21 protein-coding genes are annotated in these 24442 nt (G+C 70.8%); 12 read left to right on the top strand and 9 right to left on the bottom strand.

Features of this window, described 5'->3' with window-relative positions; genetic code table 11:
- Positions 1-109: 109 nt before the first annotated feature.
- A complete protein-coding gene (locus tag ACTWNK_RS26750) occupies positions 110-757 on the top strand; it encodes an HAD family hydrolase (RefSeq protein ID WP_474307297.1) in 648 nt (215 codons plus the stop codon).
- An 18-nt stretch (positions 758-775) separates the two neighbouring features.
- Here the strand turns inward: ACTWNK_RS26750 and ACTWNK_RS26745 are convergent, their stop codons facing one another.
- Positions 776-2134 (bottom strand): rhodanese-like domain-containing protein, encoded by a 1359-nt coding sequence (locus ACTWNK_RS26745; protein ID WP_474307296.1) that lies wholly within the window; start codon positions 2132-2134, stop codon positions 776-778.
- Between the two features lie 135 nt (positions 2135-2269).
- Positions 2270-2539, bottom strand: a complete 270-nt coding sequence (locus ACTWNK_RS26740; RefSeq protein ID WP_474307295.1) for a metal-sensitive transcriptional regulator — start codon at positions 2537-2539, stop codon at positions 2270-2272.
- 161 nt (positions 2540-2700) lie between these two features.
- Between ACTWNK_RS26740 and ACTWNK_RS26735 the strand changes: the two genes are divergently transcribed.
- The 6 genes from ACTWNK_RS26735 (at position 2701) to ACTWNK_RS26710 (ending at position 9728) form a co-directional block, all read left to right on the top strand.
- A complete protein-coding gene (locus tag ACTWNK_RS26735) occupies positions 2701-3192 on the top strand; it encodes a cellulose synthase (protein ID WP_474307294.1) in 492 nt (163 codons plus the stop codon).
- 592 nt (positions 3193-3784) lie between these two features.
- Complete coding sequence (locus ACTWNK_RS26730) at positions 3785-4786, top strand: ABC transporter permease (RefSeq protein ID WP_474307293.1); 1002 nt, start codon at positions 3785-3787, stop codon at positions 4784-4786.
- 45 nt (positions 4787-4831) lie between these two features.
- Positions 4832-6592: an ABC transporter substrate-binding protein gene (locus ACTWNK_RS26725; protein WP_474307292.1), complete on the top strand. Its 1761-nt coding sequence runs from the start codon at positions 4832-4834 to the stop codon at positions 6590-6592.
- A 78-nt stretch (positions 6593-6670) separates the two neighbouring features.
- Complete coding sequence (locus ACTWNK_RS26720) at positions 6671-7684, top strand: ABC transporter permease (RefSeq protein ID WP_474307291.1); 1014 nt, start codon at positions 6671-6673, stop codon at positions 7682-7684.
- Positions 7681-8706 (top strand): ABC transporter ATP-binding protein, encoded by a 1026-nt coding sequence (locus ACTWNK_RS26715; RefSeq protein WP_474307290.1) that lies wholly within the window; start codon positions 7681-7683, stop codon positions 8704-8706. The genes ACTWNK_RS26720 and ACTWNK_RS26715 overlap by 4 nt, the downstream gene beginning before the upstream one ends.
- Positions 8703-9728, top strand: a complete 1026-nt coding sequence (locus ACTWNK_RS26710) for an ABC transporter ATP-binding protein (RefSeq protein WP_474307289.1) — start codon at positions 8703-8705, stop codon at positions 9726-9728. The genes ACTWNK_RS26715 and ACTWNK_RS26710 overlap by 4 nt, the downstream gene beginning before the upstream one ends.
- Positions 9729-9820: 92 nt before the next feature.
- Here the strand turns inward: ACTWNK_RS26710 and ACTWNK_RS26705 are convergent, their stop codons facing one another.
- The 5 genes from ACTWNK_RS26705 to ACTWNK_RS26685 form a co-directional block, all read right to left on the bottom strand.
- Positions 9821-11467 (bottom strand): carboxylesterase/lipase family protein, encoded by a 1647-nt coding sequence (locus ACTWNK_RS26705; protein ID WP_474307288.1) that lies wholly within the window; start codon positions 11465-11467, stop codon positions 9821-9823.
- A 125-nt stretch (positions 11468-11592) separates the two neighbouring features.
- Positions 11593-12210, bottom strand: coding sequence for a TetR/AcrR family transcriptional regulator (locus tag ACTWNK_RS26700; protein ID WP_474307287.1), 618 nt, complete (start codon positions 12208-12210; stop codon positions 11593-11595).
- 29 nt (positions 12211-12239) lie between these two features.
- Entirely contained in the window at positions 12240-12923 is a 684-nt protein-coding gene (locus ACTWNK_RS26695) for a response regulator (protein ID WP_474307286.1), read from the bottom strand.
- Positions 12920-14104 carry a sensor histidine kinase gene (locus ACTWNK_RS26690; RefSeq protein WP_474307285.1) on the bottom strand — a complete coding sequence of 395 codons (1185 nt, stop codon included), beginning with the start codon at positions 14102-14104 and terminating at the stop codon, positions 12920-12922. Before ACTWNK_RS26690 ends, ACTWNK_RS26695 begins: the two co-directional genes overlap by 4 nt.
- A 73-nt stretch (positions 14105-14177) precedes the next feature.
- Complete coding sequence (locus ACTWNK_RS26685) at positions 14178-15038, bottom strand: RecB family exonuclease (RefSeq protein ID WP_474307284.1); 861 nt, start codon at positions 15036-15038, stop codon at positions 14178-14180.
- Positions 15039-15189: 151 nt separating this feature from the next.
- Here ACTWNK_RS26685 and ACTWNK_RS26680 point away from each other — a divergent pair, with 151 nt between their 5' ends.
- Entirely contained in the window at positions 15190-16284 is a 1095-nt protein-coding gene (locus ACTWNK_RS26680) for a site-2 protease family protein (RefSeq protein ID WP_474310989.1), read from the top strand.
- 187 nt (positions 16285-16471) lie between these two features.
- Complete coding sequence (locus ACTWNK_RS26675) at positions 16472-18094, top strand: FHA domain-containing protein (RefSeq protein ID WP_474307283.1); 1623 nt, start codon at positions 16472-16474, stop codon at positions 18092-18094.
- A gap of 3 nt (positions 18095-18097) precedes the next feature.
- On the opposite strand, the gene ACTWNK_RS26670 is transcribed toward ACTWNK_RS26675, so the two are convergent.
- Positions 18098-20707 (bottom strand): AAA family ATPase, encoded by a 2610-nt coding sequence (locus ACTWNK_RS26670; RefSeq protein WP_474307282.1) that lies wholly within the window; start codon positions 20705-20707, stop codon positions 18098-18100.
- 46 nt (positions 20708-20753) lie between these two features.
- Between ACTWNK_RS26670 and ACTWNK_RS26665 the strand changes: the two genes are divergently transcribed.
- The gene (locus ACTWNK_RS26665) at positions 20754-21926 is read left to right on the top strand and encodes a DUF4145 domain-containing protein (protein ID WP_474307281.1); all 1173 of its coding nucleotides are present in this window, start codon (positions 20754-20756) and stop codon (positions 21924-21926) included.
- A gap of 44 nt (positions 21927-21970) precedes the next feature.
- Positions 21971-22324, top strand: a complete 354-nt coding sequence (locus tag ACTWNK_RS26660) for an effector-associated constant component EACC1 (RefSeq protein WP_474307280.1) — start codon at positions 21971-21973, stop codon at positions 22322-22324.
- 8 nt (positions 22325-22332) lie between these two features.
- On the opposite strand, the gene ACTWNK_RS26655 is transcribed toward ACTWNK_RS26660, so the two are convergent.
- Positions 22333-23436: a GNAT family N-acetyltransferase gene (locus tag ACTWNK_RS26655; protein ID WP_474307279.1), complete on the bottom strand. Its 1104-nt coding sequence runs from the start codon at positions 23434-23436 to the stop codon at positions 22333-22335.
- Positions 23437-23576: 140 nt separating this feature from the next.
- Here ACTWNK_RS26655 and ACTWNK_RS26650 point away from each other — a divergent pair, with 140 nt between their 5' ends.
- Positions 23577-24425 (top strand): tRNA (adenine-N1)-methyltransferase, encoded by an 849-nt coding sequence (locus ACTWNK_RS26650; RefSeq protein WP_474307278.1) that lies wholly within the window; start codon positions 23577-23579, stop codon positions 24423-24425.
- Positions 24426-24442: the final 17 nt, after the last annotated feature.

The following is a 24442-nucleotide window of genomic DNA, read 5'->3' as shown; positions in this document are numbered from 1 at the left end:
CGTCGCCGTACCAGGAGAAGGGCAGGCGGAGGGCGACCCCGGTACCCCGGCACGCGCGGCGGTGTGCTGGGCTGTCCTACGAGATGACAAGGTAAGGAACGGGGACAAGGTGGACGCGGTTTTCTTCGACATGGACGGCCTGCTGGTCGACACCGAGAAGGTGTGGCTGCAGGTCGAGACCGAGGTGATGGCCAGGCTGGGCGGCGAGTGGTCGCCCGAGCACCAGACGCATCTGGTGGGCGGCTCGATGGAGCGCACGGTCGACTACATGCTCGGCGTCTCCGGCTCCCGGGTGGCGCCGCAGGAGGTGCGGGAGTGGCTGCTCGACGGCATGGTGCGCCGGGTCGGCCTGCACGTCGACGTGATGCCGGGCGCGATCGAGCTGCTGGAGGCGTTGCGTGCCGAGGGCGTGCCGATCGCGCTGGTCACCTCCTCGCTCAAGGAGCTGGCCGAGACGGTGCTCGGGCACGTGGGCCGCGACAGGTTCACCACCGTGGTCACGGCCGACGACGTGAGCCGGACCAAGCCGGACCCCGAGCCGTACCTGACGGCCGCCGAGCGGCTCGGCGTCGAGCCGGTCCGCTGCGTCGTCCTGGAGGACTCGCCCAACGGCGTGGCGGCGGGCACGGCCGCGGGGTGCGCGGTCGTGGCCGTGCCCAGCCTGCTGCCCATCGAGCAGGCGCCCGGCCGTCTGGTCGTCTCGTCCCTGACCGAGGTGTCGGTGGACGTCCTCAGGCGTCTGGTGCCGGGGGAGTAGCGCCCTGCGGGCCGTGCCTCACAGCACGCCGATCAGCTCGCGCACGCCCGCGCCCGTGAGCACGACCGGCCGGTAGCCCTCGGCCAGCAGCAGGCTGGCGGCGATCGTCGCACGCCTGCCGGTGCCGCAGGCGATGAACACCTCACGGTCCCTGTCCAGCTCGGCGGGCACGCCCTCGGTGGCCAGGTCGGGCAGGAAGCGGTGGATCGCACCGGGGATAGAGGAGGCCGCGAACTCGGCGGGCGCCCGCACGTCGAGCAGCTGCTCTCCGGCCAGCCGCTCGGCGAACGCCGCCAGGTCGAGCAGCTCGAACCCGGCCAGGTCGTAGCCGCCCGTGCCTTCGCGTGTCGCCTCGCCCAGCGACGTCACCACGCCGACGACGTCGTCGACGCCGATCCTGGCCAGCTGGGTGATCGCCTCGGCGACGTCCTGACCGGGCTCGGCGACCAGGACGATGGGCGTGCCCCTGGGCACCAGCCAGCCGGTCCAGGTGCCGAAGTCGGCGCGCAGTTCGACGGCGAGCGAGCCGGGCAGCAGGCCTTCGGCCTGACGGGCCCTCGGCCTGATGTCGACGACGTCGGCGCCGTCGGGCAGCACGCCTTCGGCGGCGGCCACGTGCGCGTCCAGCTCGGGCGCGGTCAGCGGCGGCATCGGCCCGACGCCCGCGATGTTGGCCGCGGCCATGTGCGCGTAGAAGGCGGGGATGGGCAGCGGCGTGCCCAGCAGGGCCTGGGCGAACGCCTCCTCGTCCGGGAGCGCCAGCAGCGGATTGCCCTTGAGCTCGGCCCCGATGGTCGAGGTGTGGGAGGCGGCGCCCGAGATCGAGCAGAACGACCCCTCCCCGTGCGTGGGCAGCAGCTCCACGTGCGGGGGCAGCCCCGCCAGCCGGTGCACCGAGCCGTACTGCAGGCCCGCCATGCTCCTGGCCCGGTCCCGGCCGAGCAGGTCGGGCCGCCCGGCCGACGAGACGAGCAGGCTGCCGCCGGAGAAGACGGCCACCGGCTCGCCGTCGATCAGGACGAGGTAGCTGGTGTGCTCGGGCGTGTGGCCCGGCGTGTGCACGGGCCTGACGGTCAGGCCGCGCCCGCCGTCGAGGTCCTCCAGGTGGAAGGCGGGCGTGTGCGGGTAGGCGGGTGCGGCGCCCGCGGGCAGGACCAGCTCACCGCCGCTGCGGCGGGCGGCCTCGACCGCGCCGGAGGCGTAGTCGTTGTGCAGGTGCGTCTCCAGGACGAACCTGACCTCGGCCGAGCGCCGGTCGGCCTCGGCGAGGAACCGGTCGATGTCGCGCTGCGGGTCGACGAGCACGGCTCTGCCGTCGTGCACGAGCAGGTGGCTCTGGTCGCCCAGGCCTTCGGTGCGGATTGAGACGATCTCCATGACGGAGTCCTTCCCAGACATGCATACCCAGGGGGGTATACGGATGACACACGTCCCCCTGGAGGGGGACCGAACCAGAGGACTCGTCGCGCCGAGTCGGGCGGGCCTGTTCGCCAGGGCCTTTGCGCCAGGGGCCTAGGCCAGGGAGAGGAAGAGCTTCTCCAGGGCCTCCTGGCTCATGGGCGGCTCCTCGCCTCTGGCCTGGGCGTCCTGGCAGTGGCGCAGGCCGCTGGCGACGATCTTGAACCCGGCCCGGTCGAGCGCCTTGGAGACGGCGGCCAGCTGGGTGAGCACCTTCACGCAGTCCTCGCCGGCCTCGATCATCGCGATGACCCCGGCCAGCTGCCCGTGGGCCCGCCTCAGCCTGGTGGTGGCGTCGCCGACCATCGTTTCGTTCAGCTCCATGCCCCCAACATACCCCCGGGGGTACAAAACATGCCAATGGCCACCCTGAGACGGCTTGGCGGCGTCCCCTAGGGGGAGATCCGTTCTCTGGGAGGAGAGGGTGCGGCGGCTTCGCGTGCCAGGATGGAAGGCGTTTGGTCGAGATGGAGGGGCGCTCCGCCATGGATACGTTTAGTTCGATCGCCTGGTTCCCGCTGTGCCTGGGGCTGACGGGGGCGGGGCTGGTCTTCAGCTTCCTGCTGCTGCGGCGCAAGGGGGCCGCCGCGGGGCTGCGGCTGGCGGCGTGGTCGCTGCTGCCGATGGCCGCCTATCTGACCGGCGCGCTGGACGCGCTGTGGAAGATCGGCGCGACGGCGGTCGGGTTCGTGACGAGTCTGGTGTTCAATCCGGTCGTGTGGACGGGCGTGGCGCTGGCCGGGCTCGCGGCGGTGCTGTTCGTCGTCTCGGGCGTGCTCAGGTCGCGGGCGGGCGGCGGCGCGGAGAAGAAGGCCAAGCCCGCCAGGCGGGGCGGCGAGGCGGGCGTGCCCGCCCCCTCCGGCGCCCAGGCGGCCCAGCAGCCGGCTCCGCGCGCGGCCGTCCAGCCGAAGAAGAAGGCGGCCGACGACGACTTCTCCGACATCGAGGACCTGCTCAAGCGCCGCGGCATCAGCTGACCCGCATTCCGCCCCTCACGGGGCGGTCGCCTTGGCCCCTCGTGCCATGTCCGGCTCGCCGTCGGGTGGTCATCTCGGCTCCTTGTGTCGCCGCCCCTCACCTGGCGGTCGCCTTCGCTCCTCGTGCCATGTCCGGTCTCACCGCCGGGCATGGCATTTCGCGTTTATCCCTCCGAGCGCGTGGGCATCGTCCGTCACATCTATCCCTCCCGCCCCTTTCGCACCACCCCCTGATCAGTGAATTCATCCCACCTTTGGGGTTACCGGCCAGTGATATGTCACAGGACTGAGACGTAACCGGGACGGCCTCTTGACATTTCTTCCAAGATCAATACGAATGCGTTTCGCGTCAATCACAGTTGAGCCACATAGCGGCCTGAGGGGCTAGTCAGCGCAGCTCAGACCATGGATTCTGCCTCCTGAGACCGCGCACGGCGGTCGCTTGCAAGGAGACGGGCGCAAGGGATCCGGACCGGATACCCGCCCGACGGACAATGTCGTCTGGAACCCAGGGGGCCGCATTGATGGCTGAGCTAAGCGCGGGCATCAACTCGGACAGCACCTTGGTCATGCGGCTTACTGAGGAGGGCGCATGGCCGCACCGCTAGATGTCCCGAGCTCGGCCGAGACGGCCACTCCGGAATCCGTATTGGCGGGAGCAGACCGTAAGGCGATCCAGGGCCGCTCGCTCGGCCAGATCGCCTGGATGCACCTCAAGCGCGACAAGGTGGCGCTGACGGGTGCGGGAGTCGTCATCTTCCTGGTCCTGGTCGCGGTCTTCGCGCCGGTGATCGTGGGCTGGTTCGGGCAGGACCCGAACGAGTTCAACCAGTCGATGATCGACACCTCGACCATGATGCCCAAGGGCGGCACGGGGATCAGCGCGGAGCACCTGTTCGGCCTGGAGCCGCTCAACGGGCGCGACCTGTTCAGCCGGGTGGTCTACGGCGCGAGGATCTCCCTCCTCATCGCCTTCCTGGCCACGATGCTCTCGGTCGTCATCGGCACGATCATGGGTGTCATCGCCGGCTTCTTCGGCGGCTGGGTCGACACCGTCATCAGCCGTCTCATGGACGTCTTCCTCGCCTTCCCGCTCCTGGTCTTCGCGCTCGCCCTGGTGGGTGTGCTGGCCCAGTTCGAGCAGAAGCTGGGGGTGAAGGGCGACACGCTCCGCATCCTGCTGCTGATCTTCGTGATCGGGTTCTTCAACTGGTCCTACATCGCGCGCATCATCAGAGGCCAGACGTTGTCGCTGCGTGAGCGCGAGTTCGTCGACGCCTCCCGCAGCCTCGGCGCCCGCGGGCCGTACATCCTGTTCCGCGAGATCCTGCCGAACCTGATCGCGCCGATCCTGATCTACTCGACGCTGCTCATCCCGACGAACGTGCTGTTCGAGGCCGCGCTGTCCTTCCTGGGGGTCGGCATCCAGCCGCCCACCGCCACGTGGGGCGGCATGCTCTCGGACGCGGTGAAGTACTACAACGTCCCGCACTTCATGTTCTTCCCCGGCATGGCGATCTTCATCACCGTGCTGGCGTTCAACCTCTTCGGCGACGGCCTGCGCGACGCGCTGGACCCGAAGTCCTCTCGCTGACCCTCACCTCACGATGGCCCTAATCCGACAAAGGGGTACTAGTAAATGAAAACGAGATCTGGCCTGGCCCTCGCGGCCACCGGCACGGTCCTGGCCCTGGCACTTGCGGCCTGTGGCGGTGGCGGCGAGGCTCCCAAGCCCGGCGAGACCGCTGCCACGGCGGCCGCTCCCGCGGCCGACGCCTTCAACGCCGGCCTCGAGGCGGTGTTCAACCCTTCCGAGAAGAAGGGTGGCACGCTGAAGATGGCCGTCTCCGAGGACTGGGACTCGGTGGACCCCGGCGACACCTACTACGGCATGTCGTGGAACCTGCTGCGCATCTACGGACGCCCGCTGGTCACCTACAAGGCCGCGCCCGGTGGCGCCGGCCGTGAGCTCGTCCCCGACCTGGCCGAGAGCCTGGGCGTGGCGAGCGACGAGGGCAAGACCTGGACCTACAAGCTGCGCGCCGGTCTGAAGTTCGAGGACGGCACCCCGATCACGTCCAAGGACGTGAAGTACGCGGTGGCGCGTTCCTTCGACAAGAAGACCTTCACGCACGGCCCCTCGTACCTCAACGACTGGCTCGCCTGGCCCAAGGACTTCAAGTCGGTCTACACCACGCCCGACGTGAACCTCGACAGCGCGATCGAGACCCCGGACGACCAGACGATCGTCTTCCACCTCAACCGTCCCTTCGGTGGCTTCGACAACTTCGCCGCCCTGCCGATGACGGTTCCGGTCCCGCAGGCCAAGGACACCGGCGCCAAGTACCGCGACCACGTCGTGTCCTCCGGCCCGTACAAGTTCGAGACCGTCGAGGCCGGCAAGCGCTACGTCCTGGTCCGCAACGACCAGTGGGACCAGGCGACCGACCCCAACCGCAAGGCGCTTCCCGACAAGTACGAGATCGCCCTGGGCGTCAACGCCGACGACATCGACAACCAGATCGCCTCGGGCGACCTGCACGTCGACCTCGCCGGTTCCGGCATGCAGCCGGCCGCGCTCGGCCGTACGATCGCCGACCCGGCGCTCAAGGCCCGCACGGACAACCCCACCGCAGCCCGCACCTGGTACATCGCGATCATGGGTAACGGCGACCTCGCCAACCTCGAGTGCCGCAAGGCCGTGATCTACGCCGCCGACCGCGTCGGCCTGCAGAACGCCTACGGAGGCGAGATCGGCGGCGAGATCGCCGGCAGCCTCATGCCCCCGTCCATCGGTGGCTGGAAGAAGGTCGAGACCTACCCGACCGGCACCGGCGACGCGGAGAAGGCCAAGGCCGCGCTGACCGCCTGTGGCAAGCCTGACGGCTTCGAGACGAACATGACGTTCCGCTCGGACCGCCCGAAGGAGAAGGCCGCCGCCGAGTCGCTGCAGCAGGCTCTGGCCAAGGTCGGCATCAAGGTGACCCTGAAGGGCTACCCGACCTCCGACTACTTCAGCCTCTACGCGGGCAAGCCGGAGTTCACCAAGTCCAACGGCATCGGCCTGGCCACCCACGGCTGGGGCGCCGACTGGAACGACGGCTTCGGCTTCCTGTCGGCGATCGTCGACAGCCGCACGATCCGCGAGTCCGGCAACTACAACCTGAGCATCATCGACAAGGACGTCGACTCGCTGCTCGACGCCGCCTACATCGAGCAGGACGTCGCCAAGCGTGACGCCCTGTACGGCCAGATCGACCAGAAGGTCATGGACGGCGCCTACGTGCTCCCCGCGGTCTACGCCAAGGGTCTGCTCATGCGAGGCAAGGGTGTGACGAACCAGTTCATCACCGGCGCCTTCGACATGTACGACTACACGGCGCTGGGCCTCAGCGAGTAAGTAGTCGGCTAACCGTTCAGCAAGCCAAGGCATAAGGAGGCCGGCCCACGAGGCCGGCCTCCGGAGCCGGGGGAGACTGTGGTCACTTACATCATCCGGCGTCTGATCGGCGCCCTGCTCATGCTCATCGTGGTGAGCATGGTCACGTTCTCGATCTTCTTCGTGGTCCCGCGGATGGCGGGCGCGACGGCCGAGGACTTCGCCAGCCGCTACATCGGCAGAGGCGCGAACGAAGCGACGATCGCACTCACCGCGGAGAAGCTCGGCTTCAACGACCCCGTGGTGACTCAGTACGGGCGCTGGATCAAGGGTGTCTTCCTCGGTTCGGAGTACGACACGGGCGCAACCGTCGAGCAGTGCCCGGCTCCGTGCTTCGGCTACTCCTTCATCACCAACCAGCCGGTCTGGGACGACCTCATCGACCGATTGCCCGTGACCCTGTCGCTGGCTTTGGGGGCGGGGGTCATCTGGCTGGTCTCGGGCGTGGCCGTCGGCGTGCTCTCGGCACTGAGACGTGGCACCTTCTTCGACCGGGCGGCGATGAGCATCGCCCTGGCAGGTGTCTCACTGCCCATCTTCTTCACCGGCATCGTGTCGCTCGTCGTGTTCAGTTACACGCTGGGTATCACGGCGCCGGGCAACTCCTACACGCCCATCACGGAGAATCCCGTCGACTGGGCCTACAAACTGATCCTGCCCTGGGTCACCCTGGCCTTCCTCAACGCCGCCGCCTATGCGCGGCTCACCCGTTCGGGCATGTTGGAGACCATGGGCGAGGACTACATCAGGACCGCGAGGGCCAAGGGCCTGCGCGAGCGTACGGTCATCGCCAAGCACGGCCTGCGCGCCGCGCTCACCCCCATCGTCACGATCTTCGGTCTCGACTTCGGCCTGCTGCTCGGCGGCGCGATCCTCACGGAGAGCACCTTCTCGCTACCGGGCGTCGGCAGGTACGCCGTCCTCGCCATCGGTAAGAACGACCTTCCGCAGATCATGGGCGTCACCATGCTCGCGGCGTTCTTCGTGGTGTTCGCCAACCTGATCGTCGACCTGCTCTACGCGGTCGTGGACCCGAGGGTGAGGCTTTCGTGAGTTTCCTCGAACTCAAGGATCTCAAGATCCACTTTCCGACGGACGACGGTCTGGTCAAGTCCGTCGACGGCCTGACCTTCAGCCTGGAGCGGGGCAAGACGCTCGGCATCGTGGGCGAGTCGGGTTCGGGCAAGTCGGTGACCAGCCTGGGCATCCTCGGCCTGCACAAGGGCGGCCGCGCCAAGATCTCGGGCGAGATCTGGCTGGACGGCGAGGAGCTGGTCGGCGCGAGTGCCGACCACGTGCGCACGCTGCGCGGCAAGAAGATGTCGATGATCTTCCAGGACCCGCTGTCGGCCATGCACCCGTACTACACGGTCGGTCAGCAGATCATCGAGGCCTACCGGGTGCACCACAACGTCAGCAAGAAGGTCGCGCGCAAGCACGCGATCGACATGCTCGGCCGCGTCGGCATCCCGCAGCCGGACAAGCGCGTCGACAGCTACCCGCACGAGTTCTCCGGCGGTATGCGCCAGCGCGCGATGATCGCCATGTCGCTGTCGTGCGACCCCGAACTGCTCATCGCCGATGAGCCGACGACCGCGCTCGACGTGACCGTCCAGGCGCAGATCCTCGACCTCATGCGCGACCTGCAGCGCGACTTCAACGCCGCGCTGATCATCATCACGCACGACCTCGGTGTGGTCGCCGAGCTCTCCGACGACATCCTGGTGATGTACGGAGGCAAGGCCATCGAGTACGGCACGGCCGAGCACATCTTCGAGCGGCCTGAGCACCCCTACACCTGGGGTTTGCTGGGATCCATGCCCCGGCTCGACAGGGAGCCGACCGATCGCCTGCTGCCGATCAAGGGCTCCCCGCCCTCCCTGATCAACGTGCCCTCCGGGTGCGCCTTCCACCCGCGCTGCAACTTCGAGGAGCGCACGGGCGGCAAGGGCAGCACCGAGGTGCCCGAGCTCCTGCAGACCGAGCGCGGCCACCTGGTGCGCTGCCATCTGTCCAGCGAGGAGCGCCGCGGGATCTGGGAGACCGAGATCAAGCCGAACCTGGAGACGTCGTGAAGCAAGAGCCACTGCTGTCGGTGCAGGGCCTGGAGAAGCACTTCCCCGTGAAGAAGGGGCTGCTGCAGCGCCAGGTCGGGGCGGTCAAGGCCGTCGACGGGATCAGCTTCGACGTCGTCAAGGGCGAGACGCTGGGCCTGGTCGGCGAGTCCGGCTGCGGCAAGACCACCACGGGCCGCCTGATCACCCGGCTGATCGAGCCCACCGGCGGCAAGATCGTCTTCCAGGGGCACGACATCACGCACATGTCGCAGGGCCGGATCAGGCCGCTGCGCCGTGACGTACAGATGATCTTCCAGGACCCGTACTCGTCGCTGAACCCTCGGCACACGGTCGGTGCGATCGTCGGTGCGCCCTTCCGGATCCAGGGCATCAAGACCGAGCACGGTATCAAGCGCGCCGTACAGGACATCCTCGCGCTGGTGGGGCTCAACCCCGAGCACTACAACCGCTATCCGCACGAGTTCTCCGGCGGTCAGCGCCAGCGCATCGGCATCGCCCGCACGCTCGCGCTCAAGCCGAAGCTGATCATCGCCGACGAGCCGGTCTCCGCGCTCGACGTGTCGATCCAGGCCCAGGTCGTCAACCTGCTCGAAGACCTGCAGAACGAGCTCGACCTGACCTATGTGGTGATCGCGCACGACCTTTCGGTGGTGCGGCACATCAGTGACCGGGTCGCGGTGATGTACCTCGGCAAGATGGTGGAGATCGCCGACCGCAAGTCGCTCTACACCTCGCCGATGCACCCCTACACCAACGCGCTGCTGTCGGCCGTGCCCGTGCCCGATCCCAAGGGCCGCAGCCAGGGCCGTGAGCGCATCCGCCTGCAGGGCGACGTGCCCAGCCCGCTCAACCCGCCGCCCGCCTGCCGCTTCCACACGCGGTGCTGGAAGGCGCAGGAGATCTGCAAGACGGTCGAGCCGCCGCTGGAGACGATCAACTCGGGACACCAGGTGGCCTGCCACTTCCCCGAGAACGTCGTACAGCCCGCCGACAAGGGCGGCGAGGCGGTCACCGCCTGACGCACGCACGCGACGACCCCGGCCCTCCCTTCACGGGGGAGCCGGGGTCGTCGGCTTGCAGGGGCTGTCTCGGATGTCGTCCGCTTGCGGGGCTATCTCGGATAGAGGCGATCCCAGAACCCGCACCTGTGCGCCGCGGCCACGTCACGCGTGCGCGGGCCCGGCCCCGCCGAGTTCAGCGACAGCGCCTTCCCCGACGCAGCCTTCCCTGACGCAGCCTTCCCCGGCGCCGCCTTCCAGCGCGGCCACGCGGGCAGCCCGGCCCCGTTCGGGTCGCCGCTCGCCGCGAACCGCGCCCAGTAGCCGATCATCTGCCCCGCCAGCCTGCGCATCGACTCCTTCGTCAGCGACGAGGTCCCGTTGTACTCGAACAGGTACGGCACGTCGGAGCCGTGCGGGACGCCGGGCCTGAAGCTGAGGCCGGGGAAGGTGGCGTAGGGCTCGTCGGCGAACTCGAAGGTGTAGGTCGGCACGTGCCCGGCCAGCGCGGTCGCCGTGGTGAGCGTCGAGCAGAACCAGCCGTGATCGGTGTAGACGGCCGACAGGGCCTCGCCCGGCTTGACGTCCTTGCCGATCGGGTACCTCTTGAGGATCTTCGGCGCGTCGGAGCCGAAGCTCGCACGCAGGACGCCCGGGTACTCGGCGGCGGTGAGCGGGCGGCCCTTCATCCCGTCGAAGCGCAGCCCGACGAAGTAGCGGCTCTCGTCACGCGTCGCGCCGATCAGCACGGGAACCCGGTTGAACCTGCCGATGCCGAGACGCTCGTTGGTCCGCAGGCGCGGCGTGCCCGATCCGGCGCCGACGTCGACGCCCTCGGTCTGCACCTTGATGATCTTCGATACCGGCACCGCGCGCAGGCAGGCCGCGGCCCTGGCCACATCGCCGCAGCCGAGCCTGCGGGCGGCGTCGAGGTTGCCCTTCATCCGTTCCTTGCGGGTGGCCGATCGGCCGTCGTTGGCCGGGGTGCCCTCGAACAGGGCGTCCTTGGCCCAGCGCAGGTGGCAGGGGCCGCTCTGCATGATCGCCCGGTGGAACAGGCCCTTGGCGATGGGGGCGAGCAGCAGGCCGCACACCGCCGTCGCGCCCGCCGACTCGCCCGCGATCGTCACCCGGCCCGGGTCGCCGCCGAAGGCCGCGATATTGGCCTTGACCCAGCGCAGCGCCGCCACCTGGTCCTCCACACCCCAGGCGCCCGAGTCGCCGTGGCGTGAACCCGGGTCCAGCGCCGGGTGCTGCAGCGCGCCCAGCACGCCGATCCTGAAGTTCGGCGCGACCACCACCACGTCACCGCCCTGGGCGAAACGCCTGGCGTCGTACTCGCTGCCCGCTCCCACCACGCCCACACCGCCGTGCAGCCAGACCACGACGGGCCGCTTCTTCGCCTTGGCCGGGGCCGTCACCTCCAGGTAGAGGCAGTCCTCGGTGTCGCTGGCCGCGCCCGGCGCTCCGCCTTGGGGGCAGCGGTTGCCCGAGGCGACGGCGTTCCTCGGTGCGGTCCAGGGTTTCGGGGGCTGGGGTGAACTCCAGCGCAGGGGGCCGACGGGCGGGGCGGCGTAGGGGATGCCGAGGAAGCGGTGGGTGGCGCCGTCGTCGATGCCTCTGACCGGGCCCGAGGTGGTGGTGACCGGCTGGGTGAGGGCGGGGGTGGGGGCCGCGTGTGCCGTACCGGCTGTGATGCCGCCTGCGATCAGGGCGAGGGCCGCCAGCGCCGCGGCCGGCCTGCTCGTCGTGTGTGCCATGAGGTCTCCCGTGCTTAGCGATTCGCTAAAGGCAAACATGGGGACAGGTGGCGGGTCAAGACTTTTCTTAGCGAAACGCTAACTGTTGATGCGGGCGTCAGGGGGAGCGGGGCGAGGCGCCGGGGTCACGGGTCGGTGCGGCCCGTCAGCTGGTTGTAGGTGGTGCGGACGCGGTGGTCCAGGTCCTCGGGGGTGACGTCGAGCTGCCTGGCGATGGCCGTGCGCATGACGAAGTAGCCGTAGACGAAGCTGTCCCACATGACGAGGATCGCCTCGGCGTCCACATCGGCGGGCAGCCGCCCGGCATCGGCCTCGGCGCGCAGATCGGCCAGGCGGCGCTCCAGGTAGGGCAGCGGGTCGAACTCCTCGTCGCCGTCGAGCGCCAGCAGCGAGACCACACGCGCATAGCTCGCATCACGGGCGTGCGCGGCGAACGACCACGCCTCCTTGTCGGCAGACCGCTCCTCGCGCACCTGCTCGAACGGCTCCTCGCCCGCGCTCTTGCGCGCCTCCAGGGCCGCGCGCAGCAGTGCCTGGCGGCTGCCGAAGTAGTGGTGGATCAGCCCCCGGTTGACGCCGGCCTCGTCGGCCACCGCCTGGAGGCTCAGCCCGGCCAGCACCCCGTCGCGCTCCAGCAGGCGCAACGCGGCCTCCATCAGCGCGGCCTCCGTCGCCGCTCTGTTCTGCCTGGCTCCGGGGCCGCGACGGCGCCGCTCCCCCTTGGGGTCCGCTTCGACGCTCACCCGCCCATCCTTTCACGGGCGGGGCCCGCCTACGGGAGGGCGCCGGGGGTGATCAGGCCGGTCTCGTAGGCCAGCACCACGGCCTGCACCCGGTCGCGCAGGCCCAGCTTGGTCAGCACGTTGCCCACGTGCGTCTTGACCGTCGTCTCGCTCACCACCAGCTTGGCGGCGATCTCGGCGTTGGACATGCCCTTGGCGATCAGCCGCAGCACCTCGAGCTCGCGCTCGGTCAGCCGGTCCAGCCTGGCGGGCGTCGCCTGCTCGAACGCCGAAGGCAGCTTGGTGGCGAACCTGTCCAGCAGGCGCCTGGTCACACTCGGCGCCACGATCGCGTCACCCGACGCCACCACCCTGATCGCCTGCACCAGCTCGTCCGGCGGCACGTCCTTGAGCAGGAAGCCGCTCGCGCCCGAACGCAGGGCCTCCACGATGTACTCGTCGAGGTCGAAGGTGGTCAGCACCAGCACCTTCGGCACGTGCGCCCCCGCCACCGCGTCCCGCACGATGCGCCGCGTGGCCTCGATGCCGTCGACGCCCGGCATGCGGATGTCCATCAGCACGACGTCGGGCAGCAGCACCCTGGACTGCTCCTGCGCGTCCTTGCCGTCACCCGCCTGGCCCACGACCGTGATGTCGGACTCGGCCTCCAGGATGAGCCGGAACCCCGTGCGCAGCAGTGGCTGGTCGTCCACCAGCAGCACTCTGATCGTCATGTCTCATCCCTCAGCGGGAAGGTCGCCCGCACCTCGAAACCGCCCCCTGACCGTGGACCGATCCTCAGGATTCCACCATAGAGTGCGACCCGCTCGCGAATGCCGACGAGACCGTGCCCCGTACGGTCGGACACCGGGCTCGGCCCGGCGCCGTCGTCCTCCACCTGGACCAGCAGCTCGGCCGCCTCCCTCCTGAGCGTCACCCAGGCCCGCGCGCCCGCGCCCGCGTGCCGCAGGCTGTTGGTCAGGCCCTCCTGGACCAGCCGGTAGGCGGCCAGGTCGATGCCGGGCGGCAGCGGGCCGGTGCCGCCCTCCAGCCACAGCTGGGTGCTGAGCCCGGCCTCACGCATCTGCTCGACCAGCGTCGGCAGGTCGCCGACACCCGGCTGCGGGCCCAGCTCGGCCGGTGTCGTGTGCCCCTCGGTGCGCAGCACGCCCACCAGGCCGCGCATCTCGCTCATCGCGGTGCGGCCCAGCTCCTCGATCGCGGCCAGCGCCTCCCTGGCCAGCTCGGGGTCGCTCGCCAGCACCTTGCGCGCCGCCGCCGCCTGCACCGTCATCACACTCACGTGGTGGGCCACCACGTCGTGCAGCTCACGCGCGATCCGGGAGCGCTCCTCCGCGCGGGCCGCCCGCGTGTCGGCCTCCCTGGCGCGCTCCAGCCGGGCCGCCCTGTCCCGCAGTTCCTCCAGGTAGGCCCGGCGCAACCGCAGACTGCGCCCGGCGCCCCAGACCGCGACGGCCACCACCAGCACCAGGACGTGATCGGACCACGCGAGGGTGATCGGGCTCAGCCACACCTCGGCCGCGTAGGCCACCGTGGCGATGGCCAGCGCCGCCAGGCTCACCGCCAGGCCGCGCCGTGAGGAGACCGAGTACAGCAGCACCAGCATCGGCAGCACCAGCAGCGGCGAGTCGTAGCCGAGCCCCGTCAGCAGCAGCCCGGGCACGTGGGCCACGCAGAACGCCGCGAACGGCCGCACCCTGCGCAACGCCACCGGCAGGCAGACCAGCACGGTCAGCACGCTGCCCAGCGCGTCCGGCTCGCGCAGGGCGCCCGCGGGCAGCCCCTGCGAGGTCAGCCAGACGTCGGGTTCCGAGCCGAGGAACAGCACGAGACAGGCCAGGCCGAACACGACGGCCAATATCGAATCCACGACCAGGGTCCGGGTGGTGCGCACCAAACCAATGTAAGAACAGGTGAGAGCCCCCTTCCTCCTCCTCCGGGAGGAGCTCTCGGCGCCCGCTCTCCCCCTAGAGCTCGTCCGTCGCCGCCCTGCGGGTGGCGCGGACGGTGTCGCCCGGCTGGCGCGCGGGGACCGGAGGCGGCGTCCCGCCGTAGGCCGGGCACAGGGCCTGGTAGTCGCACCAGTCGCACAGACGGCTCGGGCGGTGCCGCCACTCGCCGCTCTCCAGAGCCTTCTGGATGGCCTGCCACAACGCCGAGACCTTGCGCTCGGTGGCCAGCAGGTCGGCCTCGTCGGGGGAGTAACGCAGCACCTCGCCGCTCCCGCCCAGGTAGACCAGCTGCAACAGCCTCGGGATCGTGCCCCGCAGCCGCCACAGCACCAGCGCGTAGAACTTCATCTGGAACAGCGCCTTGGCCTCGAAGTCACGGCCGGGCGCACTGCCCGTCTTGTAGTCGACCACCCGCAGATCCCCCGACGGCGCGACGTCGAGCCTGTCGACATAGCCGCGCAGCATCAGCCCGCTGTCGAGCACGGCCTCGACATAGAGCTCGCGCTCGGCCGGCTCAAGGCGGGTCGGGTCCTCCAGCGTGAAGTAGCGCTCCAGCATGCCGCGCGCCTGGGCGAGCCACGTCTCCTGCTCGGCCGCGTCGGCGAACATCTGCGCGTATTCCGGCTCCTCGGCCAGCAGCCGCTCCCACTGCGGACCCAGCAGCTCCAGCGCCGCCGCCACCGAACGCCCCTCGGCCGGCAGGTCGTAGAGCCGCTCCAGCACCGCGTGCACCACCGTGCCCCTGACCGCGGCGGGCGACGGCTTCTCCGGAAGCCTGTCGATCACCCGGAAGCGGTAGAGCAGCGGGCAGGTCATGAAGTCGCCCGCCCGTGAGGGGGAGAGCGCTCCGATGATCGCGGGCTCGGTCAGCGTCATGCAGGCACTGTAGGTCACGGGGCCGACAGTTAGAGTCGGTTGGCGCGTAGCATCAAGGCGGACAGTCGTTTGTCGTCCAGCACGGCCCGTACCAAGGAGTGGTGAACCGCCAGTGTCGGAAAGCCCGCGTCAGGAGTTCTCCGGTCTGCGGATGGGGCGGCCCTTCGGCATCCCCGTCTACGTGTCGTGGACGTGGTTCATCGTGGCGGCCTTCATCACGATCAGTTTCGGCGAGTTCTTCAACGCCATGCTGCCCGAGCTGTCGGGAGCCGCCGCCTACGCCGTCGCCTTCGCCTTCGCCGTGCTCCTCTACATCTCGGTGCTGCTGCACGAGCTGGCCCACAGCGTGGTGGCCAAGATGTACGGCCTGCGGGTGCGGCGCATCACGCTCTACCTGCTGGGCGGCGTGTCGGAGATCGAGAAGGAGCCCGAGACGCCCGGCAGGGAGTTCGTCATCGCGTTCGCGGGGCCGCTGCTGTCGCTGCTGCTGGCCGGGCTCGGGTTCGGGGCCGACGTGCTGCTGGTCAACGACGGCGGCATCCTGGAGGTGCTGACCCGCCAGCTGTGGATCGCCAACCTGATCGTCGGTGTGTTCAACCTGCTGCCCGGACTGCCGCTCGACGGCGGGCGCATGTTGCGCGCGGGCGTGTGGAAGCTGACGCGCAACTCCGTCTCGGGCACGGTCGCCGCCGCCTGGGCCGGCCGTGGGCTCGCGGTGCTGCTGGCCGGACTGCCGTTCATGCTGTCGCTGATGAGCGGGCAGTCGCTGCTCGAAGGCTATGTGCTGTGGATGGTCGTGCTGGCGGTCTTCATCTGGTTCGGCGCCAGCCAGTCGCTGCGCGTGGCCAAGGTCAGAGCCCGCATCCCGCAGGTCAACGCCAGGGCGCTGGCCCGCAGGGCCATTCCCGTCACCTCCGAACTGCCGCTGGCCGAGGCGCTGCGCCGTGCGGCCGAGGCGCACGCGGGCGCGATCGTCGTGGTCGACCACGAGGGCAGGCCGCAGGCGATCGTCAACGAGGCGTCGGTCGAGGCCGTGCCCGAGCACCGCAGGCCGTGGGTGAACTCCGGGTCGCTGGCCCGCTCGCTGGAGCCCTCGATGGTGCTGGCCGCCGACCTGACGGGCGAGCAGCTCATCGACGCGATGCGCGAGACGCCCTCGCAGGAGTACCTCCTGGTCGAACGCACGGGCGAGATCTACGGCGTCCTCGCCACGATCGACGTCAACAGGGTCTTCTCCGGCGTCTGACCGGGGCGTTCCGGTGAGAAGATGACTGGCCTACACTTTTCGCTTTGATCACGGTCATACCGCATGGCCGGAGGCGGACGGGCTCGCGGCGCCGTTCATCCTCCGGATTTTCCGGGGAGAAGAGTCCTGTGAGCGAGGGAAGCGATCTGCACCGCGGGCTCATCGCCGGGTGTGAGAAGGAGGTCTCATGACGGTGGAGGGCATCGGGGTGGTGCGCCCGCTCCCTGGCAACGGCCTGGTCGCCAGGATGGGCGATCTGCTGCTCGTGTGCGACGCGAGCGAGGCTGCGGGCTCGGAGCTGCTGGAGGCGCTGCGCGAGATCGCGGCGGCGGGCGGCGACGGCAGGGCCCTGGCCCGCAAGGTCGCGCGCGCCCTGCTCACCATGGCGGACGAGCCCGCGGCCTGCGCCGTGGCCGGTCCCGCCGAGGGCGGCGTCGCCGTGCTGGTCAGCGGTGCGGCCACGGCCACGCTGCAGGGCGGCGGCGGCGAGGTCAGGCTCTCCGGCCGCGACTCGCTCACCTCGGTCGGCCAGCTCGTGGCCGGCCCCGTGCACCGTTTCGAGCTGCGCCTGCCCGGCGCGGGCCAGCCCCATCCCGCCGTGCGCCTGGACGGCGGCGTGGTGATGGGCGCGGGCATCGCCTTCGAGCCCGGCGGCGCCTTCGCCTCGCCGTCCGGCCCGCCGCTCAGCACCCAGCGCGTGCCCGGCGCCCAGCCGTCCGCGGGCCCGATCGGCGCGTCCGGCCCGCAGCAGGCGAGCCCCGCACCCCAGCAGGCCCCCGAAGCCGACCAGCAGAGCCCCCAGCAGCAGCCGCCGCAGCCCCCCGAGCGGGAGCGCCCGCCGATCGAGACCAGCGAGCTCCCCGACACCGCACTGCACTTCGAGCCCGACTTCCAGATCGCACCTCCCGGCCGCCAGGGCCCCGCCGTGCCCCAGCAGGCCTCGCCCGCCGGACTGCCGCCACAGGCCCACTCAGGGCCGCAGGGACCCCATGGACCGCACGGCCCCCAGGGCCCGCACGTCCAGCCGCACGAGGGACCGGCATGGGGCGAGCCGCCGCTGCCCGACCCGCACCAGTCGCAGCCCCAGCAGCCCCAGCAGTCGCAGCAGTCGCAGCCCCAGCAGGAGGGCCCGCCGCTGCCGTACCCGATGCAGCAGCCGCCCTCGCCCTTCGCGCCGCCCCCGCTGCCCCAGGCGCACCACGAGGCGTTCCCGCACGACGACCTCGGCCAGCACGTGCCCGGCCAGGGCTCGGGCGAGCACGACAGGCCGCCCTTCGACGGACCGCCCACCCAGGTGCACAGGGGAGACGAGGACGGGCACGAGCACGACGCCCGCCCGCTCGTCTACGGCGTCGACTGCAAGAACGGCCACTTCAACGACCCGCGCGTCCCCTACTGCTCGGTGTGCGGCATCGCGCTGGTGCAGCGCACGCTCGTGCCGTACAAGGGGCCGAGGCCGCCGCTCGGCGTGCTGGTGCTCGACGACGGCATGGCGCTCAGCCTCGAAGGCGACTACCTGCTCGGCCGCGACCCCGAGCGGGCGCCCGAGGTGTCGGGCGGCACGGCCAGGCCGGCCAAGGTGACCAGCCCGGACGGGTCGGTCTCGCGACGGCACCTGCGCGTGGCGCTCGACGGCTGGGACGTCAACCTGGTCGACCTCGGCTCGGTCAACGGCACCCAGATCCAGCCGCCGGGCGATCCGAACTTCTACGACATCCCGCCCAACGAGCCCGTCACGATCGCCCCGGGCACGACCGTGCGGATCGGCGTGTCCAGGACGATGAGGTTCGAGGCGCACCGCCAGGGCTGAGCCTCAGCCGAACCTCTTGAGCTTGCGCGCGAGCTCCTCGGGCGAGTTGACGGCCAGCTTGGCGTAGACGGTGTTGCGGTGGTTCATCGCCGTGCGCATCGCGATGTTGAGCCGGCCCGAGATCTCACGGTGGGAGTGGCCCGCCGCGGTCAGCTGGGCCACCTGCAGCTCGCGTGCGGTCAGGTCGGGCGCGGCCAGGTCGCGCAGCGCGGGCGTGTCGGGCCCCTGGCACGCTCCCGCGAGCGACCAGGCCTCGGCCGCCGCCGCGCGTGCCGCCCTGACATGGGAGGTACGGCGCAGCAGGGCCGCCGCCTGCGCCGCCGCCTCGGCCGCGTGCAGCCGCAGCCCCAGCTCGTCGAACCCGGCCGCCACGTCGAGCAGGGCCCGCGAGTCGCCGTCGGCCAGCGCCCTGGCGTGCCGTGCGGCCAGCCGTACGCGGGGGCCGTCGTGCAGGTGGGCGAGCTCCTCCAGCCGATGGACGGCCGGGGCGGGACAGCCCAGGCGCACGGCGTCGTGCAGGGCGACGAACTCGAAGCCGAGCAGCCCGGCATCCCCGCTCTCGGCGGCGGCCGACAGGGCGAGCTCGACGGCTCCCGGCGTGTCCCCGGCGCCCGCCGTGATCCACACCTGCGTCTGGGTGACCCACCGGGTGAACGCCGTCCAGGTGGCCCGGTTGCGCGCGACGGAGGCGTCGAGCGTCTCCTGCGCGGCGGCGCTCTCGCCGCGTAGCGCCTGGGCCGCGGCGAAGGCGCCCATGCAGCCGCCCACGGTCACGGCGGTGTCGTGGTTGGCGGGCGAGTGCAGGATGAGCAGGGCGGCGCCCAGATGGCCGCGCAGCGTGGCCGCGTGCCCCCGGGAGAGGGCCAGCGAGCCCTCGCCCCTCGACCAGCCGCGCTGCCCGCCGACGGCCGCCTGCATGGAGGCGATGGCCTGGTCCATCACCGCGAGGTCGCCCGAGAACTCCCCGCACAGCGCCCACGTGGAGTGCAACGGCGAGACGAGGGCGGGGATGTCGTCGCGCCAGGCGGCGGCGTCGGCCAGCGCCTCGTGCACGCAGGCGAGCGCCTCCTCGGTGCGACCGGCGTAACACAGCGACAAGGCGCGTGAGGAGAGCACCTGGGCGCGCAGCGCGGGCCCGAGGTGCTCGGCCAGCAGCCGCTCCGAAAGGCGCAGCGCGTCGCCGGGCCGTGCGGCCGATGCGGTCAGGGCCAGCCTGCGCACCGCGATCTGATGGCGGTGCGCGGGCGTCCTGAGCTCTTTTTCGGCCTGGGCCAGCAGGTCGAGCGCCTCGCCGGGCCGGTCGACCCCCCACGCCAGATTGCTGGCCCTGGCCAGGATGAGCTGGACGGCCAGCCCCTCGTCTGCGGGTTCGGGGGTGGCGTCGAGCAGGGCGCGTGCCCGGTCGGGCTGCTGGGCGTAGTCGAGCAGCGTGGCCAGCAGCACCGCGGCCCTGGCCCCGCCGCCGGCGGCCAGCGCGGCCTCGCCGAGCCTGATCGCCAGCGGGTAGTCGTGGGCCGACCAGGCGAGCTGGGTGGCGGCCAGCAGCGGCTCCGGCGCGGCGCCGAGCCCTCCGGCCAGTCGCAGGGCCGTCACGCGCAGCGGGTCCTCGCGGCGGCGCAGCCCGGTGCGCTCCAGCGCCGCGACGAGCTCCGAGTGCCGGCGCCTTCGCCGCAGTTCGGGGCAGCGCTCGCGGGCGACCTCGCCGTAGAGCGGGTGGGCCAGCCTGGCGCTCTCGCGGGAACGATCCACCCGTACGCGGATCAGGCCGCGCTCCTCGGCCTCCAGCACCGCGCGCTCGGAGACCAGGTCGCTCAGCGTGCGCACGCCGATCGGCTCGGCGAAGGCGACGTACTCCAGCACGTCCTTCAGCTCGCCCGACAGGGCGCCGATGCGCTCGTGGATGAGGTCGACCAGGCGGGGGGCCAGCGGCGGGTCGCCCGTCAGCTTCCACATGCCGTGCGTCAGCCGCAGCGCGCCCGACGCCCTGGCCGCGCCGACGACCTCGACGAGGAACAGCGCGTTGCCCTCGGTGATCTCGCCGAGCCTGCGCACGGTGGCGTCGTCGGGCTCGCCGCGCAGCGCCGCGCGCAGCACCGAGGTCAGGTCTTCGTCGCTGAGCGGGTCGACGTCGAAGCGGCGCACGTGCCCGTCGCGCCACAGGGCGGTGACGGCGTCGGGCGCGGGCTCGCCGGTGCGCAGCGTGGCCACCATCCTGGCCCGGCGCGAGCGCACCAGCGAGGCGATCACGTGGGCCGAGTGGCTGTCGAGCAGGTGGGCGTCGTCGACGCCGAGCACCAGCACGCGGCCGGCGGCGTGCGCGAGCACCTCCTCCTCGGCCCAGCGCAGCGTGTTGGCCAGGTGCGGCGGATGGTCGCGCGGGATGAGGTCGGCGAGCGCGCCGTTGGGTATGCCGCTGGTGGCCTTGGTGGCGCGGATGTGCAGCAGCGTCACCTTGTCGGGGCGGAAGTGCGTGAGCACCTCCCTGGCCAGGGTGGTCTTGCCGACCCCGGCGGGGCCCGCGACGAGCACACCCTGGGTGGTGCGGTCGCGGGCGAGCCGCACCAGGTGCTCGAGTTCCTGCTGTCGTCCGGCGAACGGCCAGCTTTTCATCATGGCCTCCCGTGCATAGGAGGGATGCTACGCCCTTGTGATACACAAAGTGATCGTCTATGTTCCGCATGTGGGCCGATGGGGCGCCAAATTCGACGTCGATTGCCCGAGTTGCGATCGGCGCACCCTTGCGCGCGAGGCCGACGGGCTGCACAAGGCGTTTCTGCCCGAACAATTACGCCCCTATTCACCGGCCGTCTGCCAGATCTGCGACCAGGTGATGTTGCTGCTGACGGGCGAGATGGCCCCCGAAGGCGATCCTGACGACCTGCCGCCCCGCCCGGCGAAGGTGCTGTGGCCCGTGGCGGGCCGTCCGATCGCCGCGGCCGTGCCGCCCGTCGTGCGCCGGGAGTTGACCGACGCCCGCGGCTGCCTGCGCTCGGGATCGCCCGCGTCGGCGGTCGTGCACGTGCGGCGGTTGCTGGAGGCGGTGTGCCTGGATCACGGCGTACGCGCTCGCACGCTCTTCCACGGCCTGCGCGAACTGCACCGCCTCGGCCTCATCGACGGCAGGCTGCGCAGCTGGGCAGAGGAGTTGCGCGAACTCGGCAACGAGGCGGCGCACCTGGGCGCGGGCAAGGCCCTGCGCCGCGCCGACGCCGAGGACGCGGTGGAGCTGGCCGAGGCGTTTGTCGACTACATCTATGTTCTAGCCCGCAAATACCAAGATTTCCGGGTACGGCGCGGCGAGTCCGCCTTTAAGCGACCGACACCAATAAACGACGAAATGTCGGATAAAGCGGTGAAGGAAACGCCGGTCATCAGGATCCTGCGCAAAGCCGGTATCCCATTCGCCGTGCACCGCCACCCCCACGACCCCTCCCACACCAAGTCGCGCACCGCCGTCGCCCAGGCGCTCGGCGTCGAGCCCGGCCGCCTGCTCAAGGCCGTCGTGCTCCACGTGGACAGGCACACGGTCGTGGCCGTGGCGCCGTCCGACGGCGTGGTCGACGTGGCGGCGGCGGCCAGGGCGTTCGGCGCGGCCGGGGCGAGGCTGGCCGGGCTCGCCGACGTCGCGGCGATCGGCAGGTCGGTCGCGGCCGAGATCGTCAGCCCGCTGGCCCTGCCGTACCTTCCCTCGGTCCTGGACGTCACCTCGGCGGCCGAGCCGAGCGTCTACGTGTCGAGCGGCAGGCACGGGGTCGAACTCGAACTCGCGCCCGCCGATCTCATCCGCGTCACCTCGGCCACCACGGCCGCGATCCTGAAACCGCGAACCTGAACCCGCGATCCCGAAACCCGCGAACCTGAGACAGGGGTAGCCGCATGCCGGTCATCGCCATCGATGCCGATCCCGACGCCCTGCGCTCGCTCGACGACTGGCTGCGCGACGTCGACGCGCTGCGCGGCCTGGTCAGCGCGCAGGAGGGGCCGCCGCCGCCGGGCGAACTCGGCGGGGGAGTGCCCGAACTGCTGGTCGACGTCCGCGACCAGGCGGGCGCGACGGCGCTGACCAGGACGGTGGAGTTCTGGCTGCGCACCCGCGAGCGCGACGTCACCCTCAAACTACGCGTGGGCCCGGACGTGACCGAGCTGGAGTTCCGGGGAACCCTCAATGTGGAATCCCTGGTACGCCAGGTGGAGTCCCTGCTGCGCGACGCCCTCGCCCCTGGCGCCTGACCGCGACCTCACCCGGCCTTGGGCCGTACCCGCAGCCACTCGATGTCGTCGCCGCGGGTGCCGTCCTGGTAGGGCAGGAACTCCTTGTGCAGCGCCTCCCTGACGAACCCGGCCCGCTCCAGCACGCGGTGCGAGGCGGTGTTGCCGGTGTCGGTCCCGGCGACGACGCGGTGCAGGGACGTGTGCTCGAAGGCCCAGTCCACCACCAGTTCGACCGCACGCGTCACGAACCCCCTGCCGCGGAACTCCTCGCGCAGCGCGTAGCCGAGCATGCCCTGGCCGAGCACGGGGCTGATCTGCATGAGCTGGATGTGCCCGGCGAACTCGCCCGTCGACGCGTCCTTGATCGCGAGTTCGGCGCGCTGCCCGGCCAGCCACCAGTGCCCGGTGTAGCGGCACCTGGAGACGACCTCCTCCAGCGTGCCCGGCGGCATCAGGCTGTACCTGGCGACCGAGGGATCGCTCATCAGCCGGTGGTAGGCCCCGGCCTCGGCCACCGTCATCGGTTCGAGGCTGACCACCCCGTCGCTCAGCACGCCGTCCTCGAAGAAGGGCAGGTAGGGCGTCTCCGGCTCGCCGCCGACCCCGGCCAGCCTGGCGAAGGAGGCCATGTCGCGCCTGGTGCCGTCACGCCTGCTCTCGGCGGCGCGCTGCACGCCCTCCAGCTTGAACCCGGCCGCGTAGGCGACCTTCTGGCTGGCGATGTTCTCCACGTCGGCCAGCAGCGCCACCCTCGGCACGCCCCGGTCGAGCCCCCACTCGGTCAGCGCCCGCGTGGCCACCGCCGCCAGGCCGTTGCCGCGCGCCTGCGGCCCGAGGAAGTAGCCGATCTCGGAATTGCCCCTGAAGTCGGGCGTACGCAGCCCGATGTTGCCCAGCCAGCGCCCGTCCTGCGGATCGGTCACCGCGAACTCGGCGCCGCCCGCCGCCCACTTCTCCTCGGCGATCTTCAGATAGGCCAGGGCGTCCTCACGCGTGTACGGCGTGGGCACCGAGCCGATGTACTCGACGATGGCGGGATCGGCGCAGGCGGCCTCGATCGCGGGCGCGTCGTCGAGGATGTGGGGGCGAAGCACCACGGGGCCGGCCGCGATGACGTCTCGGGGAAACATGCCTCCTTGCTTACCAGCGATCCCCGCCGGTCGGCGAATCGATTTCCGGGGAGTTCGGGGGATTCGACGGGGGCGGCAGAGGCTCGTCAGGCCCGGCGGGCGGGACTTCCGCCACGCCGGATCCCGATACCCTTTGCGCCATGGGTTTCCGCAGGCACGGGCCGTTCCAGGCCGGGGATCAGGTCCAGCTGACCGACCCCAAGAACAAGCGTCACACGATCACTCTCAAGGACGAAGGGGTCTTCCACACGCACAAGGGGGCGATTCCTCACGCCGACCTCATCGGCCAGCCCGAGGGCTCGGTCGTGCGATCCTCAGGCGGCACCCAGTACCTCGCCTTCAGGCACCTGCTGCAGGACTACACGCTGTCGATGCCGCGCGGCGCGGCGGTGATCTACCCCAAGGACGCCTCCCAGATCGTCGGTATGTGTGACATCTTTCCCGGCGCGAAGGTGATCGAAGCGGGCGTGGGCTCGGGAGCTCTGACGTGCTACCTGCTGCGCGCGGTCGGCTCGGAGGGCACGCTCACCTCCTACGAGCGCCGCCAGGACTTCGCCGACATCGCCAGGGGCAATGTGGAGAAGTTCTACGGCGGCCCGATGGACAACTGGCGCCTGGTGGTCGGCGACCTCAACGAATCCATCGACGAGAGCGACGCCGACCGCGTCATCCTCGACATGCTCGCCCCCTGGGAGTGTGTCGACACCGCGGCCAAGGCCCTCACGCCGGGTGGTGTGATCTGCTGTTATGTGGCGACGACGACCCAGATGTCGCGTGTCGCGGAAACCCTGCGCGACCACGGGAGTTTCACCGAGCCTCATGCGTGGGAGACCCTGAGTCGCGACTGGCATCTCGAAGGGCTCGCCGTACGTCCTGACCACAGGATGATCGGGCACACCGGGTTCCTCGTCATGGCCCGTCGCATGGCGGACGGGGTGGCGCCACCACCCCGGCGCAGGCGTCCGAAGGGAAGCACCGAGGAAGTATGACAATTTGGCCACGGCGG

The organism is Nonomuraea sp. IBHARD001, assembly GCF_056106265.1.
The sequence above is the reverse complement of the archived record's forward strand: the minus strand, read 5'-3'. Positions and strand labels throughout refer to the sequence as shown.

Coding starts and splice junctions, on each gene's coding strand:
- ACTWNK_RS26745 (WP_474307296.1), bottom strand. CDS start 2,134: ATGGAGATCGTCTCAATCCGCACCGAAGGCCTGGGCGACCAGAGCCAC.
- ACTWNK_RS26740 (WP_474307295.1), bottom strand. CDS start 2,539: ATGGAGCTGAACGAAACGATGGTCGGCGACGCCACCACCAGGCTGAGG.
- ACTWNK_RS26735 (WP_474307294.1), top strand. CDS start 2,701: ATGGATACGTTTAGTTCGATCGCCTGGTTCCCGCTGTGCCTGGGGCTG.
- ACTWNK_RS26730 (WP_474307293.1), top strand. CDS start 3,785: ATGGCCGCACCGCTAGATGTCCCGAGCTCGGCCGAGACGGCCACTCCG.
- ACTWNK_RS26725 (WP_474307292.1), top strand. CDS start 4,832: ATGAAAACGAGATCTGGCCTGGCCCTCGCGGCCACCGGCACGGTCCTG.
- ACTWNK_RS26705 (WP_474307288.1), bottom strand. CDS start 11,467: ATGGCACACACGACGAGCAGGCCGGCCGCGGCGCTGGCGGCCCTCGCC.
- ACTWNK_RS26695 (WP_474307286.1), bottom strand. CDS start 12,923: ATGACGATCAGAGTGCTGCTGGTGGACGACCAGCCACTGCTGCGCACG.
- ACTWNK_RS26685 (WP_474307284.1), bottom strand. CDS start 15,038: ATGACGCTGACCGAGCCCGCGATCATCGGAGCGCTCTCCCCCTCACGG.
- ACTWNK_RS26680 (WP_474310989.1), top strand. CDS start 15,190: ATGGGGCGGCCCTTCGGCATCCCCGTCTACGTGTCGTGGACGTGGTTC.
- ACTWNK_RS26675 (WP_474307283.1), top strand. CDS start 16,472: ATGACGGTGGAGGGCATCGGGGTGGTGCGCCCGCTCCCTGGCAACGGC.
- ACTWNK_RS26670 (WP_474307282.1), bottom strand. CDS start 20,707: ATGATGAAAAGCTGGCCGTTCGCCGGACGACAGCAGGAACTCGAGCAC.
- ACTWNK_RS26660 (WP_474307280.1), top strand. CDS start 21,971: ATGCCGGTCATCGCCATCGATGCCGATCCCGACGCCCTGCGCTCGCTC.
- ACTWNK_RS26655 (WP_474307279.1), bottom strand. CDS start 23,436: ATGTTTCCCCGAGACGTCATCGCGGCCGGCCCCGTGGTGCTTCGCCCC.
- ACTWNK_RS26650 (WP_474307278.1), top strand. CDS start 23,577: ATGGGTTTCCGCAGGCACGGGCCGTTCCAGGCCGGGGATCAGGTCCAG.